The organism is Streptococcus oralis, assembly GCF_003944215.1.
Lineage (GTDB): Bacteria > Bacillota > Bacilli > Lactobacillales > Streptococcaceae > Streptococcus > Streptococcus oralis_BI.
Genome location: NZ_RJVZ01000002.1, coordinates 36,773 through 54,567 on the forward strand (window position 1 = coordinate 36,773; position 17,795 = coordinate 54,567).

Genomic DNA, 17,795 nt, shown 5'->3' on the forward strand with positions numbered 1-17,795 from the left:
GGTGTTTTATTTTTTATTATTCTACAAGAAAAGTTAGCCTTTGTCAATGTTTTCTATGAAAATTTTTAGTTTTCATTGCTTTTTTTCAGAAAGAGCGAATCCTTCTTCTCTCTATCCTTTAAAGGTCACAATGGTGGCGCCACTGCCTCCAGCATTCTGTGGGGCATAGCCAAAACTCTTGACATGCTTGTTTCTTTGTAGGTATTTGGTGACGCCCTCACGGATGACTCCCGTTCCGATACCATGGATGATATCGACTTGAGCCATATTATTAAGCAGGGCTTGGTCGATAAAGGCATCCAGCTCATTCATGGCCTCTTCGTACCGTTTGCCTCGGAGATCTAGTCTGGCTTGCGGGCCACGACCAGAAGCACGTTTGACGACATTGACTTGTTTTTTCTTGACTGAAGCTTCTTGTTGAGCCTGAACAAGATCAAATTCCTTCTCTTCCAAGGTCATCTTGATCAAACCAACTTGGGCTTCCCAACGGCCGTCCTTAAGTTGATTGGTCAAGGTTCCACGTTGTCCATAACTGAGAACCACAATGTCATCTCCCACCTTTGGAGCTCGTTTTTTCTTGGCCTTTTGAAGGACCTTGTTTTTAGACAAGTCGACTTTTTCAGGAGCCAGTTTTTTCAGCTCTGCCTTGGCTTCGATGATTTCATGGGGTTTAAGTTGAGACTTGCTGTGAAGATTCTTGAGAATCTGGTCACTCTCACTTAGAGCGAGTTCCACAATCTCAGCAGCCTGTTCACGCGCCTTGTTAAGCTCGGTTTCCTTTTCACGATTGAGCTCGTTGTAGAGTTTTTTGAGCGCTCGGTTCATCTTAAGGTTTTCTTGCTCCACCTCACGGATATTGTCCAAGCGTTTACGGCTTTCAAGCGTTTGCTCTTCCAATTGTTCAATGATACGGTTGACATCATTATCTTGGTTGACCTGCTGACTGGCATCTCCTACGATGACATCTGACAAGCCCAGACGTTTGGCAATTTCAAAGGCATTGCTTCGACCAGGAACTCCCTGCATAAAGCGATAGGTCGGACGCAAGCTGGCTGTATCAAACTCCATGCTGGCATTTTGCACAAAGGCTGTCTCGATACCATAAGCCTTGAGTTCTGGATAGTGGGTCGTCGCCATGGTCTTAACCTGACGGAGACGAAGATCCTCCAGAATAGCCATAGCAAGGGCTGCTCCTTCCTGCGGATCGGTACCTGCCCCAAGCTCATCTAGCAATAAGAGCGAATGTTGGTTGACCTTGCCAAGAATATCTACGATATTGGTCATGTGGCTGGAGAAGGTAGACAAGCTTTGCTCGATAGACTGCTCATCCCCGATATCTGCGAAGATTTCTTCGAAAATACCGACACGGCTTCCCCTATCAGCTAAAATGGGCAATCCAGATTGGGCCATGAGTTGAGTCAAGCCCAAGGTTTTGAGCATGATGGTCTTCCCACCAGTATTGGGACCTGTAATGACAATGGCCGTTAATTCCTTACCAAAGTGTACATCGTTTGCGACAGCATTTTTGACCAAAGGATGGCGAACATGAAGGAGTTGAATCTCTTGGTTCTCTGAAAGTTGAGGAACAACTGCTTGCATTTCTTGAATGAAACGCACTTTGGCACGAATCAAGTCTAAATGGCCGATAATCCAAGCGTCATTAGCAATCTCTGCAGCATGAGGGCGGACCCGTTCTGATAGTTCCTGCAGGATGCGAATCATCTCATAGCGTTCGTCAGCTCGGAAACTAGCGATTTCTTCGCTCAGTTTGACGACCTCCCGTGGCTCGATATAAACCGTATTACCACTAGCAGAGATATCATGGACAACACCTGCAATCTTATTGCGATAGGTGTTCTTGACTGGTAAGACTTGACGGCCATTTCTGCTGGCAATAATCCCTTCCGTCAACATCTGCGCTTTTTGTTTAAGTAAGTCTTGCAAGACATCTCGAACTTGACTCTCGCTATCATGGATTTTCCGACGGATGCGTGCTAGCTCTTCACTGGCGAAATTTTCGATAAACCCTGCATCATTTAGGGATTGAAGACTCCCTTGCAAGTGTGGGAAATCATGTAGTTTTTCAAACCATCTCGCCAACTGCTCCAAGCGTACGTTTTCAAGATTGGCATAAAAACCTTGCAACTCTCTGCTAGCAAGCAAGGCCCGTTTGAGGAGCAGGAACTCCTCAATATTGAGGTCCGCCCCCATCTCCAGACGCTTGCAGACAGCTGAAATCTCGCGTGTCGCTAGGATGGTAAAGTGAGGCTGCTCCACAAAAAGCGCCTGCATTTCCTCCATCTCTGTAAAGGCTTGTTTGATCTTGTCCACCTTGGCAGTCGGAGCCAAGCCTTTTAGCTCCTCTAGACCTTGTTCAGTCAGGAGATGAGGTTCAAACAAGGCTTTGATTTTATTAAATTCTAAGGTTTCTAGTATTTTTGTATTCATATTCTTTCCTTGTATGCTTGTTTACAAAATTATAGTAACTAGAGGTTTTGGACTTACCTCGTCCTAGTCGTCAAATCTGTAAACAAAGGGCTAGGAAAAATCCCGCCCTTTTTATCCGATTAAATTTGTCACCCAGAGTTGTTTGATAAAGTTTGTAGTGAAAGGGACACTTTGGATGATGTGTTTAGCTACGATACTTTTTTCAAGTGAATTTTGAATGACTGCCAGAGGCACCGTTGCAAGAATGGTCAAAGTCATTTGCAAGACAAATAAGGTTACCAATAGCGACAATAGGCCTGCTCCGATACGAAACCATTTGACATCGAGCTTTTTAGTTGGAATCAAGTGTAGAAACAAACCGATAAAACGTCCGATAGTGTAACAAATTCCGAAAACTAGAAGGTAGGCTATCCCCGCATAAAAGACCTTGTCTAGCTGAAAAAGCTGACCTGAAGGGAAGAAAAAGGTACCTTGTCCTTCCTGAGGATTGGCATAAGGGACAAGCAAGTGAAGTTGATCTCCCAGTGATTTATAAAACTGACCAGCAACAAAGGCTGAAATCACTGCAACGAGGAAATAATAAACTTGCAGCACCAGACCTCTACGGTAGCCGATGTAAAAACCCCAAGCTAGAACCAGTAAGAGAAGGATCGAAATCATAGGGAGTCCTCAATCTTGCTCTGCTCTTGTTTGACTGCCACTAGCTTATTTCGAAGGTCTTTAAGCTCCTGCTCCTTATCGTCAAACTCAATCTCACGACTAAGCTGCGTCGATAGGCTGTTAATCGCTAAAAGGAGGGCAATGGTTTCATCATCCGCCCCAGGCATTCGTTCCTTAATTGCTTGGTATTTTTCAGTCGCAACCTTAGCGATTTCCTCCATAAAGAGGTTGTCATGCTCGGTTGTCAAGGTTAATGTCTTTTTTCCGAATGTAAACTTATATCGATTTAGATTTGCCATAAAATTCACCTCACGATATTATACCAAATTTCGCTAACTTTGTCAGTTTTTACCAATTCTCCTGCTTTTGTGGTACAATAGAGACTATGGCAAGTATCACACTCACACCAAGTGAACAGAAAATTCAGAGTTTTTTAAGTCAATATCAGAAAGCTCTCGCTCCTAGTAAAAATCCCTATATCCGCTATTTTTTGCGACTGCCTCAGGCGACTGTTTCCATTTATACTTCTGGGAAAGTCCTCCTGCAGGGCGAAATGGCTGAGCAATACGCCAGTTTCTTTGGCTACCAAGTTCAACAAGAAAACATTGGACAAGATTTTCCTATGATTGGAACTGATGAAGTGGGGAATGGTTCCTACTTTGGTGGGCTTGCTGTCGTGGCTTCCTTTGTGACACCTGACCAGCATGACTTCTTGCGAAAACTGGGCGTGGGGGATTCAAAAACCCTGACAGACCAAAAGATTCATCAGATTGCCCCTATCCTCAAGGAAAAGATCCAACATCAAGCGCTCCTCCTTTCACCGAGCAAGTATAATGAAGTTATCGGAGAGCGTTACAACGCTGTTTCTGTAAAGATTGCCCTTCACAATCAGGCCATCTTTCTCCTGCTTCAAAAAGGAGTCCAGCCAAAAAAAATCGTCATTGATGCCTTTACAAGCCCTAAAAACTATGACAAGTACTTGGCGCAAGAAGCCAATCATTTTCCAAACAAGATCACTTTGGAAGAAAAAGCTGAGGGCAAATACCTGGCTGTTGCAGTTAGCTCTATCATCGCGCGGGATCTCTTCCTCGAAAACTTGGAAAATCTTGGACGAGAACTAGGCTATCAACTGCCAAGTGGCGCTGGAACTGCATCTGATAAGGTTGCTAGCAAAATCCTGCAGGCCTATGGTATGAAGGGACTTCATTTCTGCGCCAAACTGCATTTTAAAAACACTGAAAAAGCCAAAGCACTTCTAGAAAGGTGAGTTATGAATTCGTTTAAAACATTTCTAAAAGAATGGGGAGTTTTCTTCCTGATTATCGCGCTGGTGGGCTTTAGCCGCATTTTCCTTTGGAGCAATGTCCGTGTGGAAGGACACTCGATGGACCCTACCCTAGCTGACGGAGAGGTTCTATTCGTTGTTAAACACCTCCCAATTGACCGCTTCGACATTGTGGTTGCGCATGAGGAAGATGGAAATAAAGACATTGTCAAAAGGGTTATCGGCATGCCTGGAGATACCATCCGCTACGAAAATGATAAACTCTTTATCAACGGTGAAGAAACGAATGAACCCTACCTAGCTGAATACCTCAACTTGTTCAAAACAGAAAAGTTGCAAAATACCTATACTGGAAAAGGATTTGAAGGCAATAAGGGAGTTTACTTTAGAGAACTTGCTCAAAAAGCACAGGCCTTTACGGTCGATGTCAATTCCAATACCAGCTTCAGCTTTACTGTCCCTCAAGGCGAGTATCTTCTCCTTGGTGACGATCGTCTAGTCTCTAGCGACAGCCGCCATGTCGGCACCTTCAAGGCCAGCGATATCAAAGGCGAAGCAAAATTCCGTTTCTGGCCACTTAACCGTATCGGAACTTTTTAAGATAAGGAAGAGGCCGAGAATGCTAAGTCTCAGCCTCTTTTTCTATTGCGAGAAAAACCTTTTCGTCATCTAGCTTTTCAAAGTGGCCAAGAGGCCAATTCTCACGAACTCATGTAAAGGAAACCTATGGAAGTTTATTTTTCAGGCACCATTGAACGGATTATTTTTGAAAATCCCAGTAATTTTTATCGCATTCTCCTCCTAGATATCGAAGATACCAACGCGGAGGACTTTGACGATTTTGAAATCATCGTTACAGGAACCATGGCTGACGTGATTGAGGGCGAAGACTACACTTTTTGGGGGCAAATCGTTCAGCACTCCAAGTATGGTGAACAGCTACAGATCAGTCGCTATGAGCGAGCAAAACCCACTAGCAAGGGCTTGGTCAAATATTTCTCCAGCAGTCATTTCAAGGGAATTGGACTCAAAACTGCCCAAAAAATTGTGGATACGTATGGCGAAAATACCATAGACGAAATTCTGGAGCATCCTGAAAAGCTGAAAAGTATTGCTGGGCTCTCTGCCAAAAACCGTGAGGCTTTTGTCTCCACCCTCCGCCTCAACTATGGGACAGAAATGGTCTTGGCTAAACTGGCCAACTACGGCATTCCCAATAAACTAGCCTTTCAGATTCAAGACTTTTACAAAGACGAAACCCTGGATATTGTCGAAAATTATCCCTACCAACTGGTTGAAGATATCAAGGGCTTGGGCTTTACCATCGCTGACCAATTAGCCGCCGAACTAGGTATCGAAAGCCAAGCTCCCGAGCGCTTCCGTGCTGGCCTTGTCCACAGTCTCTTTCAAGGTTGTATGGATACGGGCGATACCTATATGGAGGCTCGAGATTTGCTGGAACAGACACTTACTCTCCTCGAGTCTTCCCGTCCCGTGGAACTCGATCCCAGCCAAGTAGCTCAGGAATTAGCTCATTTGATCGAAGAAGATAAAATCCAACAGGTGGATACCAAAATCTTTGATAACAGCCTCTTTTTCGCCGAAGAAGGCATCCGCAGTCACTTGGTTCGTATCCTTGAAAAAGGAAAGCAGAAAAGCCAGGATTTAGAAACCATTCAAAAGCATATCGCTAGTGTTGAGGAAGAACTGGGTATTGAGTATGATAGCATCCAAAAACAAGCTATCTGTGATGCCATCCAGAACAAGGTCTTTATCCTAACAGGTGGACCTGGTACTGGTAAGACAACTGTTATCAATGGAATTATCGCTGTCTATGCCCTGCTGGAAGGAGTCGATCTCAAGAAAAAGAGCAACTTACCTATTCTTCTCGCTGCCCCAACTGGTCGAGCCGCTCGACGCATGAATGAATTGACAGGTTTGCCTAGCGCTACCATTCACCGCCATTTGGGAATGACAGGGGACGATGATACCAGCCATCTGGAAGATTATCTGGATGCCGACTTTATTATCGTGGATGAATTCTCCATGGTGGACACTTGGCTAGCCAACCAACTCTTCTCCAACATTTCTTCTAACAGTAAAATTCTCATCGTGGGCGATAGCGACCAGCTACCTTCTGTTAGTCCTGGACAAGTCCTGGCTGATCTGCTCCAGATACCACTGATTCCGCAGACACGCTTGGAACGGATTTACCGTCAGAGCGAGGAATCAACTATCGTTACCTTGGCTAGCCAGATTCGACAAGGCATCTTGCCAACTGACTTTACCCAGAAAAAGGCAGACCGCTCCTACTTTGAAATTATGAGTAACCATATCCCAGCTACAATTGAGAAAATTCTTGGCGCTGCCCTCAGAAGTGGTATCCCGGCTCGCGATATTCAGGTGCTAGCGCCTATGTATCGAGGTACTGCTGGTATTGATGCCATCAACCAACTTATGCAAGACCTGCTCAATCCTCAGCAAAAAGGGCAAGTTAGCTTTGAAGCAACTCAATGTCACTATCGAACAGGGGACAAGGTCATTCACCTAGTCAACGATGCCGAAGTCAATGTCTTTAATGGAGACCTAGGCTACATCACTGACCTGATTCCTGGAAAATACACCGAGTCCAAACAAGACGAGATTTTCATTGATTTTGATGGCAATGAGGTCATCTACCCACGAAACGAATGGTACAAGATTCGACTAGCCTATGCCATGAGTATTCATAAGTCTCAGGGAAGTGAGTTTCCTGTTGTCATCCTGCCTATCACCAGTGCTAGCAAGCGCATGCTGGAACGCAATCTCATCTACACAGCTATCACACGTGCCAAGAGCAAGCTTATCCTTCTTGGCGAGTTACAGGCCTTTGACTATGCAGTCAAGCATATCGGAACTGCCCGCAAGACCTATCTGATTGAGCGTTTTCAGGACCTGATAGAAAAGACTGACCAAACCAACCCAGCCCCTAGCGAAACGACAAATCATGAGAATTCTCCTCTATCCTACATCCTCACTGAGGAAAACTGGTCTAGCATCCCAGCAATGATCGGGATTACAGATGCAGACCTCAAAGAGATTTTTGGAAAATAGATCATAAGAAAGCCCACCTAATCAGGTGGGCTTTTTCTCTTTCAAGATTATTTTACTGTTGCTGTATTTGTGATCAATTCAACAGCTTTTTTGATTGCGATATCGTGTTTCAACATATCAGCTGAAAGCAAGTTTTGAACTTGTGCAACTTCCATGTTGTAAGTTGCAGCCAATTGTTCGATTTCTTTTTGGATTTCTTCTTCAGTAGCGTCAAATCCTTCAGCTTTGGCAACTGCTTCGATTACAAGGTTAGTCTTCGTACGTGACTCAGCTTCTGCTTCGTATTGTTTGTGAAGGTCTTCTTGAGTAGTTCCTGTGATTTGGAAGTACATATCAGGGTTGATACCTTGACGTTGCAAGTTTCCAAGGAATTCATTTACTGAACGGTGAACTTCTTCGTGGATCATTTCTTCTGGAAGTTCTACGATTTCAGCGTTTTCTACAGCTTTATCGATTGCTGCGCCTTCAAGCGCATCTTTGTATGCTTCTTCTTTAGCAGCAGTCAATTCTTTGCGGTATTTTTCTTTCAATTCGTCAAGAGTTTCTACTTCTTCGTCGATATCTTTTGCAAGTTCATCGTCAAGAGCTGGAACTTCTTTTGCTTTTACTTCGTGGATAGTTGTTACGAATTTAGCTTCTTTACCTGCAAGGTCTTCTGCTTGGTAGTCTTCTGGGAATGTTACAACAACATCAACAGTTTCGCCAGCTGAGTGTCCTACCAATTGGTCTTCGAAACCAGGGATGAATTGACCTGATCCAAGTCCAAGTGAGAAGTTTTCACCTTTTCCGCCGTCAAATTCAACACCATCGATAGAACCAACGAAGTCAATCACAACTGTGTCGCCATTTTCAGCAGCACCTTCTTTGATAACCAATTCAGCCAAGTTGTTGCGTTCGCGTTCGATACGCTCTTCAACATCAGCGTCTGTTACTTCTTTTTCCACATCTACTGATACTTCAAGGTTTTTGTAGTCGCCCAATTTTACTTCAGGTTTTGTCACGACTTCAGCAGTGATGACCCAGTCTTGACCTTTTTCCATTGAAGTCACGTCAATTTTTGGTTGCGCAACCACTTCAAGACCAGCTTCTTTTACAGCTGCTTCATAAGCGTTTGGCAAAAGAGCGTTCAAAACATCTTGGTAAAGTGTTTCTTCACCAAACTTTTTATCGAAGATAGGACGTGGAAGATGACCTTTACGGAAACCTGGAACGTTAAGAGTTTTCTTTACTGAGTTAAAGACACGATCCACTTCTGGTTTGATTTGGCCTTGAGAGATAGTAAAAGTCAAGACACCACGGTTTGTTTCTTTGTTTTCAAATGATACAGACATTCTGTCATTTCTCCTTAAAATTTTTTAAATACAGTCTATTATAACATAAACGGGCGACTTTTTTCAAGTCATGAACGCGCTTTTCAATGATGCTAAAGGTACTTGCTAGCCTCCTTGATACTAAGTTCAGCCATTCTTTCCTTGTTTTTTTCGATGAAGCTTGCTACCCAATCTGGATTGGTTTTGGAGTAGTCTCTTAGAGCCCAACCGATGGCTTTATTGATAAAAAATTCTGTCTGATCCAGATTATTGAGCAGGATCTTTTCCATTAGATGAACATCCGTTTTCTCTTTTCTTAACAACTGGTGGTCAATGGCGACTCTTCTCAGCCAGATATTATCTGATAGGCTCCATTGGAGGATTATTTTTTCCAGTTCTGGCTTGTCGTATACCAAACTCCCCACTACTCGATCTAGGATATCTACCGTATCCCACCAGGACTTGGTCACGACCAGACGCTCAAGTTAGGCAAATCGCTCTCTGTTAGATAAGACTGCATGGCTTTCAAATAGTTGGCGGCCACATACTGGTATTCTCTAGGCTCCTTTTCCCAGCAAGTCTCTACAAAAGCCCAATCGATAACCTTTGCTTTTTTCGCACTTGGAAAGTATTTTTTATAGAGCGCATTTCTTTCAGGTGCCACAATGCCTAGAAATGGGAATTGATTCCTCATGTAGGCTTCCATGGGGCCTGCTTTTTCTAGATCTTTTGCCGCTTCTAGCTCCTCAAGTAAATCTGCAAGACTCATCTAAAAGTCCTCCTGCCCCACCAAGTGGTGCTGAAAGGCATAAACCGCAGCCTGGGTGCGATCACTGACCTCAAGCTTAGCTAGGATATTAGACACATGGGTCTTAACCGTCTTGAGAGAGATAAAGAGTTCATCTGCGATGCGTTGATTTTCGTAACCCTTGGCGATGAGTTGGAGCACGTCTCGCTCACGCGCAGTCAGGTCCTCATGAAGTTCCATATGATTGCGGTGGTATTCGACCTTCTTGCTGACCTCTTGTTCAATAGCCAGCTCTCCAGCAGCAACCTTACGAACAGCGTGCAGTAATTCATCCGCACTAGAAGTCTTGAGCATATAGCCTCTAGCACCAGCGTTCAAGACAGGCATGATTTTTTCATTGTCTAGGTAAGAGGTCACAATCAAAATCTTTGCTTCAGGCCATTCTTTGAGGATGGCCAAGGTTGCATCAATCCCATTCATCTCAGGCATGACGATATCCATGACAATCACATCTGGACGCAATTCCAAGGCCAAGGAAATCCCTTGAGACCCATTGGCTGCCTCGCCCACAACTTCTACATCGTCTTGGAGGTTAAAGTAGCTTTTCAAGCCCAATCGGACCATTTCATGGTCATCTACCAGTAAAATTTTCATCTTTACTCCTTTATGATTCCTTGTCTAGCAGGGGAATACGGATATCAACCGCCAGTCCTTGCTTGGGAGCTGTCAAGAGTTGAACCGTTCCTGCCATATCTTCAACCCGCTCCTTGATATTTCGCAGTCCATAACTCAAGTCGTCTAAGCTCCCTAACTGGAAACCAATCCCATTGTCCACTACCTTCAGCTGCAATTCAACATCTGTCTGATAGAGGTAGACATCTAGGCATGAGGCCTGGGCATGGCGAAGGGTATTGCTGATCAACTCCTGCAAAATGCGGAAGATATGTTCTTCAATCTTCTTAGGCAATTTAGACACATTCTGCTTGAGACTAACCTTGAGGTCACTCTTGTCCTCAAGCTCCTTTAAAAGGATTTGAATTCCTTCAACCAAACTCTTCTCTTCCAACTCTACAGGTCGCAAATGTAGGAGCAAGACCCGCAGATCTTTCTGGGCTGTCTCTAGGATGGCTGCAACACTTTGCAACTGGGTCTGCATCTTTTCTCTATCAAGCTTCAAAGCCTGCTGGCTGACACCTGATAAAATCATATGGGCCGCAAACAACTCCTGACTAACCGTATCATGTAAGTCACGTGCTATCCGCTTCCGCTCTTTCTCGATGATTGCTTCTTCCTTGACCAGACTTTGATTTTCAGCCTTTTGAACAGCTTCTGTCAAGAGATTGAGTTTGCCAGACAAGGACTTAAAACTGGCATCCAAATCTGGATCTGCAAAGGGAATCACCTCTTTTCCTGCTAGCAGTCGCTTGAGATTGATCTGCATTTTTCTGCGAGAAATTTCTTCCATCACGCGCCAAAAGAGGACAAAAAAGAAGGTCATGGAAAGGCTAAAGACCAAGATCAAGAAGATGAGTTTCTCCGTTTTCTCAATATCCTGTAGCAAATAGGACCAATCAAGATTGAGAATATCAAGCAGACTATTAGCCAAAAAGAGGATAAAGAGGAAAGAAGTCAGGCTGATTAACAGATAGGATTGCTTTTTCATCCTCTGATTACCTCCACATCACCAACCATACTGGTTAGGAAAATTTTGACGCTCTTGTTACTCTTGAGGTAGTCTCTGGTTTCCTGATGATAGTGTTCGTTGCGGAGGGATCTCTTAGGTTGATGAAGGAAGGTAAGATCTCCATAAAGACAGTTAACACTGAGGCTGATTTCCACATCTACGGGTACGATAATCCTAGTCGTTCCGACCATCTTTCTAAGGATAATGACATTGTCATGATTGGTTAGGATGACTCTTTCTAGATGAATGGTGTCCTTTCCCATGAGACGAAAGAGATTGATATCATCAAACTGGCAGGTCTGGTGACTAGAAAAATGATGGAGATTGCCAAACCAGCGATTCTTTTCATTTTTAACCGTCACTACCTCTTCAAAGACCAAGTCGGTCTCCTCTCTTTCTTGATTCATCATCGGATAGAGAAGAAAGAGACTGTATATGACTGCTACAAAGATAGCTAAAATCACAAAAGGATTGAGCATGACGATGAAAAAGAAAAGAATGGTCGCCACAAGGAGGAGGAAGTTATTGCCCTCTTTACCTGTATAATAGCGGAGCAAGAGCAAAAAGAGGAATAGAATCAGCAGAAAACGCGAAAAATGCTCTGATACCATCAAAATCAGAGCTCCCGTCAACAGACAGGCTTCAATAAATAAAAAGATTTGAAATTTTTTCATAGATGCATCCTCTCTTTTCTATTTTATCACAATTCAAAAAAGTCACCTCGGTCTGAGGATGGAAAAAGGACATAGGACAGAAATCGCTCCTACAAGCTTGGTTTCATCAACTCACCACAGTTGGCAAAAGGCTACAAAAAGGGCGGGATTCTTGTCCCGACCTCTCTACATCTGATCTATTGCTTCTTTTAGTTTACCGTAAAGAATATAGTCTACGTCTTGCAGATCCACTATGGTGGCACAATTAAGGGCACACATGATCAAACGCAGATCTTCTTTCCAGCCTTGGACAATGCCAATCACTTCTTCGACTGTGTAGGTTTCAATCAACTCTAGAACGGTACGTGACAGTCCTACAGCCTTGGCACCAAAAACCAAGCACTTAATCATATCAAGCGGATTCCGAACGCCTCCACTGACCAAGAGTTCGACCTTGTCTTTCCAGTCTTGGGCATTGAGAAGGGCTTGCATGGTGGATTGTCCCCATTGATTGAGATAGTCACGCTGGCCACTGCGACGGTTTTCGATATAAGCAAAGCTGGTACCACCACGACCTGACAGGTCAACAGTTCGAACGCCCAGTTCATAGGCTCTTTCGATGGTCTTCACATCCATTCCAAAGCCCACTTCTTTTAAGACAATGGGAACAGGGATTTGCTTGCTATAGTCTGCCAGATGCGAATACCAGCTTCTGAACTTTCTTTCTCCCTCGGGCATGAGTAATTCCTGCATGACATTAACATGCACTTGCAGGAGAAGAGGATTCATCGCTTCTACAGTCTGAAGTCCTAACTCAACAGGCTTGTCCAATCCAATATTGGTTCCAAGGAGGATCTTTGGATGGCTAGATTTGACGGAAAAAGAATCATCTGTTGGATCTTTGAGGGCTGCGCTATAGGAGCCCGTTACAAACAAAATCCCACAGGCATCTGCCACCTGAGCCAGTTTTTGGTTGATTTCTCTCCCCTTATCGCTTCCACCCGTCATGGCATTGATATAAAAAGGAAAGTCCCACTTTCGACCTGCAAATTCTGTCGACAAATCAATCTCATCCAGGTCATAAAGAGGTAGGGAAGAATGAATTAACTCCACCTCATCAAAGCTATTATAGGAACTTTTCTGCTCAAGGGCATAGCGGATGTGCTCGTCCTTACGATTTGTCGTCATGTCCAATCCTTTCTTGGTATAAGAGCTCAATCCCCAGATTGGCCCAACGGTTTTTTAAGGTTTCAATTGATTGCACATCAAAACTCAAGGCAATCCCACAGTCACCACCACCAGCTCCACTGCTTTTGGCAACGGCTTGCAAACCTTGGCTGGCTTCTTTCAGCTGTCTAAGCGAAGGCGTGTAAATATCTGGGCTCAAGCCTTCTAAAAGTTGACTGGCTGTTTCCATCTGCTTGATGATTTCTTCTGCTTTTCCTTGTTCTAAAGCTTCTACCAAAGCAGCCACTGTTACTTTTGAGGAAGTTAAAAAATTCTGGTCTATGTTTTGCTTGATTTGCTGAACCATTCGACTCGATACGGCCACTTCCTTGGTCCATCCCACTAGGAAATCACATTCTAGACCTGGTTGCACTTGTGAGATAGAAAAGCCCCAGTCGCGCTCCAAAACTGTCGCCAAGTTTTCTGCTTCCAACCGCGCAGCCACCTTTTGGCGATCAAAAGACTGATAGAGAACCAAATCCTCTGCCACGATACAAGCAAGGTCTCCCATGGAACCATTGTCGCCTCGCTTGAGCAAAACAGCGCTGGCTAACTTGAATAAGAGTTCCTGATCAACCGTAATATCATATAGAGCCAGCAGAGCCTTGATAACCAAGACAACGATGCTACCGCTAGAACCTAGACCAAACTTTTTCCCTTCTCGTTCCATTTTTCCACGGATTTCCAAGGAAAAAGGTTGCAAAGCCTGACCACGAACAGCGAGGAAGTCATCCATCAAAGCGATCGTTTCTTGAATCAAGCTATAGGCAGGATTTGGCGTCAAGTCCACTGCGAAATCAAACATATCTGAGTAGATACGGTAGTTATCAGAAAAGGCAATCTCAGCCCTCATATAGATGGGGATGGCCTTTATCAAGGCTAACTGTCCTGACTCTAAAATAGCATACTCCCCTGCCAAATAAAGCTTTCCGCAAGTTTTAACAGCAATCATCTTGGCTCAAATCCTTTGTTTTTGACACAATCAAGCGATAATGTTGACCGAAGATTTCTGATAAATGCTCCAAGTCTCCCTCTTGACAGAGGACCTTGACATTTGGACCGGCATCCATGGTAAAGTAACAGGCTTCCCCCTGCTCACGGAGCTGGCGGACAAAGTCCATGGCCTCATAAGTCGCATCTGTGAGATAAGAAAAGGCTGGACTAGCAGTTTTGGTCGTAGCATGCATAGCGAGGGCATTTTTCTCCGTTAATTCTCCAACCTTGGCAAAGTTATTCTCTTTGAGATAAACCAGCATATCCTGATAGTCCTTTTCAGACTGACGGACCCAGTCATCAAAGGTCGTCGAGGTTTCCACACAGAGTTTCATCCCATCACGGCTAGAGATTGGTTTTTTCTTGTCCTCTAGCACTAACATAATCATAGCTAGTTTCAAGTCAGTCTCTACAGGGTAAATTTCCCCACTATCCTTATCCCAGGCACCCAGTGGTCCATAAAAACTCCGAGAAGAAGAGCCTGAGGCAAACTTCGCTTCCTGCGCTAACTGACTCCGATCCAATCCAAGCTTGAAATAAGCATTGCATACCTTGACCAAGGCGGACAAACCACTGGAACTGGAAGACAAACCCGCTGCGGTCGGCATGTTGTTTTGGGTATCGATACGGACAAAGCCCTCACCTTCTGGACGGTAGCGGTCGATGATTTTGCTCATCTTGGCATGTTCTGCCTCATTTTGGAGCTGACCATTGATATAAAAGACATCAGTCGTCGCATGGGCTGGCAGAGGCGACAAGGTCGTCTCTGTGTACATGTTTTCCAAAGTCAGAGAGATGCTGCTAGTAGCAGGAACCATCTCTTTTTCTTTTTTCTTTCCCCAATATTTGATAATGGCAATATTTGCGTAGGAACGTACTGTTACAGGCTTTCGATCCATGTCTGAACAGCTCCTTTCTCTTCTAATCGTTTTGCTAGTTCTTGCGCTTGGTCCAGATTGGCTACCAAGGCGATAATACAGCCTCCTAGTCCACCACCACTCATCTTGGCTCCCAGAGCACCGTGTCTCATAGCTGTTTCAACCAGTGAGTCTGCCTCAGGGCTGCTGACACCAATTTCTTTTAAATGTAAATGCGCTTGACTGAGGATTTGTCCCAGTCCTTCAGCATCTTTTTGTCTGATCAGCTCTTCTGCCTGCTGGGTCAATTCTCCCAAGGCATGCAAAAACGGCAGAGCATCCTTCCCCTTGCTTTGAACCACTTGGATGGCTTCGCGTGTATGACCATAAACGCCTGTATCTGCAATCACCAAATAAGCGGATAGGTCCATCTCAAGCTCTGTAAAACCAAGATTCTTGATAAAGCGAATAGGTCGATTACTGAGACAAGTCTTGGCATCCAAACCACTAGGATTCATATGGGCAATCATCTCAGCCCGATTGACCAAGATTTCTAATACATGATGAGGCAGATCGGCCTGATAGTAGTCAAATACCGCACGAATGGCCGCTATACTGATAGCCGCTGACGAACCCATTCCCCGTTTTTCAGGGATAGCCGAGTCAATCACACAGCGAATGCAGGCTTCTTTGATATCCAAATACTCCAGCGAAGCATACACTGCCATGGACAAGGTATCCTCTTCATACAGACGCCAAGGACTCGCTGCAGGGACAACCTTACATGTCACCTCCACCTCTAAGAGAGGCAAGGAAATAGCAGGATAGCCGTAGACTACCGCATGCTCTCCTATTAAAATAATCTTACTATGTGCCTGACCGACACCAACTTTTTTTGTCATGTTTTCCTTTAACCAGACGGAAAGACCGTCTCATTTTTCATACAAGTATTTATTCTTTCCTATCTATTTTATTATATTTTCACAAAAAAAGCGATTGTTTCCTTCACAATCGCCTCTTTCATTATTGGACCCATTCGCCATTATAGTTGACGTAGTAGCCATCCACTCTTGTACTAACTGCTAAAGCACCTGAGCTATAGGCATAGTACCATTTGCCATTGACTTGGAACCAGCCTGTCTTCATATCGCCATTACTTGCATGTAGGTAGTACCAAGTTGAGCCGTCTTGAAGCCAGCCTGTTACCATAGCTCCTGATGAACGGAGATAGTACCACTTGTTACCAACATAAGCCCAACCTGTCTTCATATCACCATTTTGAGCATCTAAATAGTACCAAGATGAGCCTTCTTGATACCAGCCAGTCGCCATAGCTCCTGATGAACGAAGATAGTACCACTTATTGCCAAGTTGTTTCCAACCAGTTTGCATGATACCAGTTTCTGGATCTAAATAGTACCATGGAGCAGGTTTGCTTCTGTCAATGCCAAAAATAACATGAAAATCTTGAGTCCAACCCTTAGCCATTTCACCAATTGGTAGTGGATAGTAAGAATCATCGCCAGAATTTCCAAGCTTATTTAAATAATACCAATGACCATCTTCATAAATCCAACCTGTCTTCAAGGCGTAATCTTCATCGAAGTAATAGGTTCTCTTCTCGGTAGAAGGATTGTACTGTTCACCATATACTTTTCCCGTATTTTCAGACGATTTTGCCTCTAAGACTTGTTTCTCTGTCTGTTCTAGCAAAGCACCATCTTGTCCAAAATAGTACCACTTCTGTTGAAGTCCGATTTCTAAGACTGGATTGTTAGAGAATAAATTATCACGATAGCCTGTCCCAGGAATTTCTAAGTATTGCCAACCGACAACCATCTCTCCTCTACCACCAAAATAGTAGGTTTTACCGTCTATTTTATGCCAATAGATTGCTTTATGGTCATCTTTTATATAATATCTTCTATTGTCCTTATCAACAAACTGTCCACCCGTGGTATCCGCCAATACGGTACTTGTCGCTAGCAAAGTAAAGAAAAAGACAGCTAGAGCAGCTTGCAACATTTTTTTCAAAAATTTCATTTTAGTATCCTCCGTGATTAATTGTAGCAAAGACCTGACTGCATGTCAATATAGAAGAATTCTCAAAAAAGCAGTTACAAATGAACTGCAACTGCTTTTCTATTCTTGCATGGTGTAACCAACACCACGCACGGTTTTAATGTAGCTTTTTTGACCTTTTACATCAAGCTTGCTACGTAGATAACGGATATAAACATCCACGATATTGGTCTCTGTCGCACTTTCGTACTTCCAAACACTTTCCAACAACTGCTCACGAGTCAAGACTTTCTTGCTTCCCATGAGAGTAGCCAAAAGGTCATACTCACGGCGCGTCAGAGCAATCATCTCCTCGCCACGATAAACGGTATGATGTTCTACATCCATACGTAGGTTGCGGTAAGACGTTGGGACCTTCATCTGACTACAGTGTTGGTCGATAAAGTCCCGACCTCGGAAAATCGCTGAAATACGAGCTACTAGATTATCAATAATCACTGGCTTATAGATGTAAGAAACGGCGAAGCGCTGGATTGTCTCAATCTGGTCTTGCAATTCTTCGCGATGGTCCAAGACCATAATCACTGAGGCGGGTTTTGTCCGACTCAGCTTGTCTGCAAAATCCTGGGCCGTCATATCCCCCAGACGAGCATTCAGTAAAATCAAGTCATAATCTGTCTGGAGAGCCATGGAGAGGGCTTTTTGCCCCTCCTCGACCAGATCAACACGGTATTGCTCTTTTTGGAGTTCCAGACTGAGAAAATGAGCTAGATTTCGTTCTTTCTCAAGTAATAAAATCCGTTTCCCCATGGCAG

At 44.1% G+C, this 17,795-nt stretch carries 16 protein-coding genes and 1 pseudogene; 3 read left to right on the plus strand and 14 right to left on the minus strand.

Translation table 11 applies throughout. The features are described 5' to 3' along the window. Nucleotides 1-111 precede the first annotated feature (111 nt). From D8804_RS01365 to zapA, 3 genes are all read right to left on the minus strand, one after another. A complete protein-coding gene (locus D8804_RS01365; protein ID WP_125398560.1) occupies nt 112-2,448 on the minus strand; it encodes an endonuclease MutS2 in 2,337 nt (778 codons plus the stop codon). Between the two features lie 111 nt (nt 2,449-2,559). Beyond that, a complete protein-coding gene (locus D8804_RS01370; RefSeq protein ID WP_125398561.1) occupies nt 2,560-3,108 on the minus strand; it encodes a CvpA family protein in 549 nt (182 codons plus the stop codon). After that, nucleotides 3,105-3,407 (minus strand): cell division protein ZapA, encoded by a 303-nt coding sequence (zapA, locus tag D8804_RS01375; protein WP_084974157.1) that lies wholly within the window; start codon nt 3,405-3,407, stop codon nt 3,105-3,107. Before zapA ends, D8804_RS01370 begins: the two co-directional genes overlap by 4 nt. 86 nt (nt 3,408-3,493) lie before the next feature. Between zapA and rnhC the strand changes: the two genes are divergently transcribed. From rnhC to recD2, 3 genes are all read left to right on the plus strand, one after another. Beyond that, nucleotides 3,494-4,375: a ribonuclease HIII gene (gene rnhC / locus D8804_RS01380; protein WP_125398562.1), complete on the plus strand. Its 882-nt coding sequence runs from the start codon at nt 3,494-3,496 to the stop codon at nt 4,373-4,375. Between the two features lie 3 nt (nt 4,376-4,378). Next, nucleotides 4,379-4,993: a signal peptidase I gene (gene lepB / locus D8804_RS01385; RefSeq protein WP_125398563.1), complete on the plus strand. Its 615-nt coding sequence runs from the start codon at nt 4,379-4,381 to the stop codon at nt 4,991-4,993. 126 nt (nt 4,994-5,119) lie between these two features. Next, nucleotides 5,120-7,486, plus strand: coding sequence for an SF1B family DNA helicase RecD2 (gene recD2, locus D8804_RS01390; RefSeq protein ID WP_125398564.1), 2,367 nt, complete (start codon nt 5,120-5,122; stop codon nt 7,484-7,486). Between the two features lie 47 nt (nt 7,487-7,533). On the opposite strand, the gene tig is transcribed toward recD2, so the two are convergent. The 11 genes and pseudogenes from tig to D8804_RS01450 form a co-directional block, all read right to left on the minus strand. After that, nucleotides 7,534-8,817 carry a trigger factor gene (gene tig / locus D8804_RS01395; RefSeq protein ID WP_125398565.1) on the minus strand — a complete coding sequence of 428 codons (1,284 nt, stop codon included), beginning with the start codon at nt 8,815-8,817 and terminating at the stop codon, nt 7,534-7,536. 92 nt (nt 8,818-8,909) lie between these two features. After that, nucleotides 8,910-9,565 (minus strand): annotated as a pseudogene (locus D8804_RS10050) (DNA alkylation repair protein). After that, nucleotides 9,566-10,198: a response regulator transcription factor gene (locus tag D8804_RS01410; RefSeq protein WP_125398568.1), complete on the minus strand. Its 633-nt coding sequence runs from the start codon at nt 10,196-10,198 to the stop codon at nt 9,566-9,568. It abuts the pseudogene before it with no gap. A gap of 10 nt (nt 10,199-10,208) precedes the next feature. Beyond that, nucleotides 10,209-11,207: an envelope stress sensor histidine kinase LiaS gene (locus D8804_RS01415; protein ID WP_125398569.1), complete on the minus strand. Its 999-nt coding sequence runs from the start codon at nt 11,205-11,207 to the stop codon at nt 10,209-10,211. Then, nucleotides 11,204-11,902: a cell wall-active antibiotics response protein LiaF gene (gene liaF / locus D8804_RS01420; protein WP_125398570.1), complete on the minus strand. Its 699-nt coding sequence runs from the start codon at nt 11,900-11,902 to the stop codon at nt 11,204-11,206. The genes D8804_RS01415 and liaF overlap by 4 nt, the downstream gene beginning before the upstream one ends. Before the next feature lie 165 nt (nt 11,903-12,067). Beyond that, a complete protein-coding gene (gene fni / locus D8804_RS01425; RefSeq protein ID WP_125398571.1) occupies nt 12,068-13,069 on the minus strand; it encodes a type 2 isopentenyl-diphosphate Delta-isomerase in 1,002 nt (333 codons plus the stop codon). Beyond that, complete coding sequence (locus D8804_RS01430; RefSeq protein WP_125398572.1) at nt 13,053-14,060, minus strand: phosphomevalonate kinase; 1,008 nt, start codon at nt 14,058-14,060, stop codon at nt 13,053-13,055. Before D8804_RS01430 ends, fni begins: the two co-directional genes overlap by 17 nt. After that, nucleotides 14,047-15,000 carry a diphosphomevalonate decarboxylase gene (mvaD, locus tag D8804_RS01435; RefSeq protein ID WP_125398573.1) on the minus strand — a complete coding sequence of 318 codons (954 nt, stop codon included), beginning with the start codon at nt 14,998-15,000 and terminating at the stop codon, nt 14,047-14,049. Before mvaD ends, D8804_RS01430 begins: the two co-directional genes overlap by 14 nt. After that, complete coding sequence (mvk, locus tag D8804_RS01440; protein ID WP_125398574.1) at nt 14,982-15,860, minus strand: mevalonate kinase; 879 nt, start codon at nt 15,858-15,860, stop codon at nt 14,982-14,984. The genes mvaD and mvk overlap by 19 nt, the downstream gene beginning before the upstream one ends. Nucleotides 15,861-15,981: 121 nt before the next feature. After that, complete coding sequence (cbpC, locus tag D8804_RS01445) at nt 15,982-17,001, minus strand: choline-binding protein CbpC (protein ID WP_125398575.1); 1,020 nt, start codon at nt 16,999-17,001, stop codon at nt 15,982-15,984. A 99-nt stretch (nt 17,002-17,100) separates the two neighbouring features. Then, the gene (locus D8804_RS01450; protein ID WP_084860271.1) at nt 17,101-17,790 is read right to left on the minus strand and encodes a response regulator transcription factor; all 690 of its coding nucleotides are present in this window, start codon (nt 17,788-17,790) and stop codon (nt 17,101-17,103) included. Between the last annotated feature and the right edge of the window lie 5 nt (nt 17,791-17,795).

Bases quoted from the DNA above. Each gene is read 5' to 3' on its own strand.
- zapA (WP_084974157.1), bottom strand. From the start codon at position 3,407: ATGGCAAATCTAAATCGATATAAGTTTACATTCGGAAAAAAGACATTA.
- D8804_RS01365 (WP_125398560.1), bottom strand. From the start codon at position 2,448: ATGAATACAAAAATACTAGAAACCTTAGAATTTAATAAAATCAAAGCC.
- mvaD (WP_125398573.1), bottom strand. From the start codon at position 15,000: ATGGATCGAAAGCCTGTAACAGTACGTTCCTACGCAAATATTGCCATT.
- lepB (WP_125398563.1), top strand. From the start codon at position 4,379: ATGAATTCGTTTAAAACATTTCTAAAAGAATGGGGAGTTTTCTTCCTG.
- D8804_RS01370 (WP_125398561.1), bottom strand. From the start codon at position 3,108: ATGATTTCGATCCTTCTCTTACTGGTTCTAGCTTGGGGTTTTTACATC.
- liaF (WP_125398570.1), bottom strand. From the start codon at position 11,902: ATGAAAAAATTTCAAATCTTTTTATTTATTGAAGCCTGTCTGTTGACG.
- recD2 (WP_125398564.1), top strand. From the start codon at position 5,120: ATGGAAGTTTATTTTTCAGGCACCATTGAACGGATTATTTTTGAAAAT.
- tig (WP_125398565.1), bottom strand. From the start codon at position 8,817: ATGTCTGTATCATTTGAAAACAAAGAAACAAACCGTGGTGTCTTGACT.
- cbpC (WP_125398575.1), bottom strand. From the start codon at position 17,001: ATGAAATTTTTGAAAAAAATGTTGCAAGCTGCTCTAGCTGTCTTTTTC.
- D8804_RS01410 (WP_125398568.1), bottom strand. From the start codon at position 10,198: ATGAAAATTTTACTGGTAGATGACCATGAAATGGTCCGATTGGGCTTG.
- D8804_RS01450 (WP_084860271.1), bottom strand. From the start codon at position 17,790: ATGGGGAAACGGATTTTATTACTTGAGAAAGAACGAAATCTAGCTCAT.
- D8804_RS01430 (WP_125398572.1), bottom strand. From the start codon at position 14,060: ATGATTGCTGTTAAAACTTGCGGAAAGCTTTATTTGGCAGGGGAGTAT.
- fni (WP_125398571.1), bottom strand. From the start codon at position 13,069: ATGACGACAAATCGTAAGGACGAGCACATCCGCTATGCCCTTGAGCAG.
- mvk (WP_125398574.1), bottom strand. From the start codon at position 15,860: ATGACAAAAAAAGTTGGTGTCGGTCAGGCACATAGTAAGATTATTTTA.
- rnhC (WP_125398562.1), top strand. From the start codon at position 3,494: ATGGCAAGTATCACACTCACACCAAGTGAACAGAAAATTCAGAGTTTT.
- D8804_RS01415 (WP_125398569.1), bottom strand. From the start codon at position 11,207: ATGAAAAAGCAATCCTATCTGTTAATCAGCCTGACTTCTTTCCTCTTT.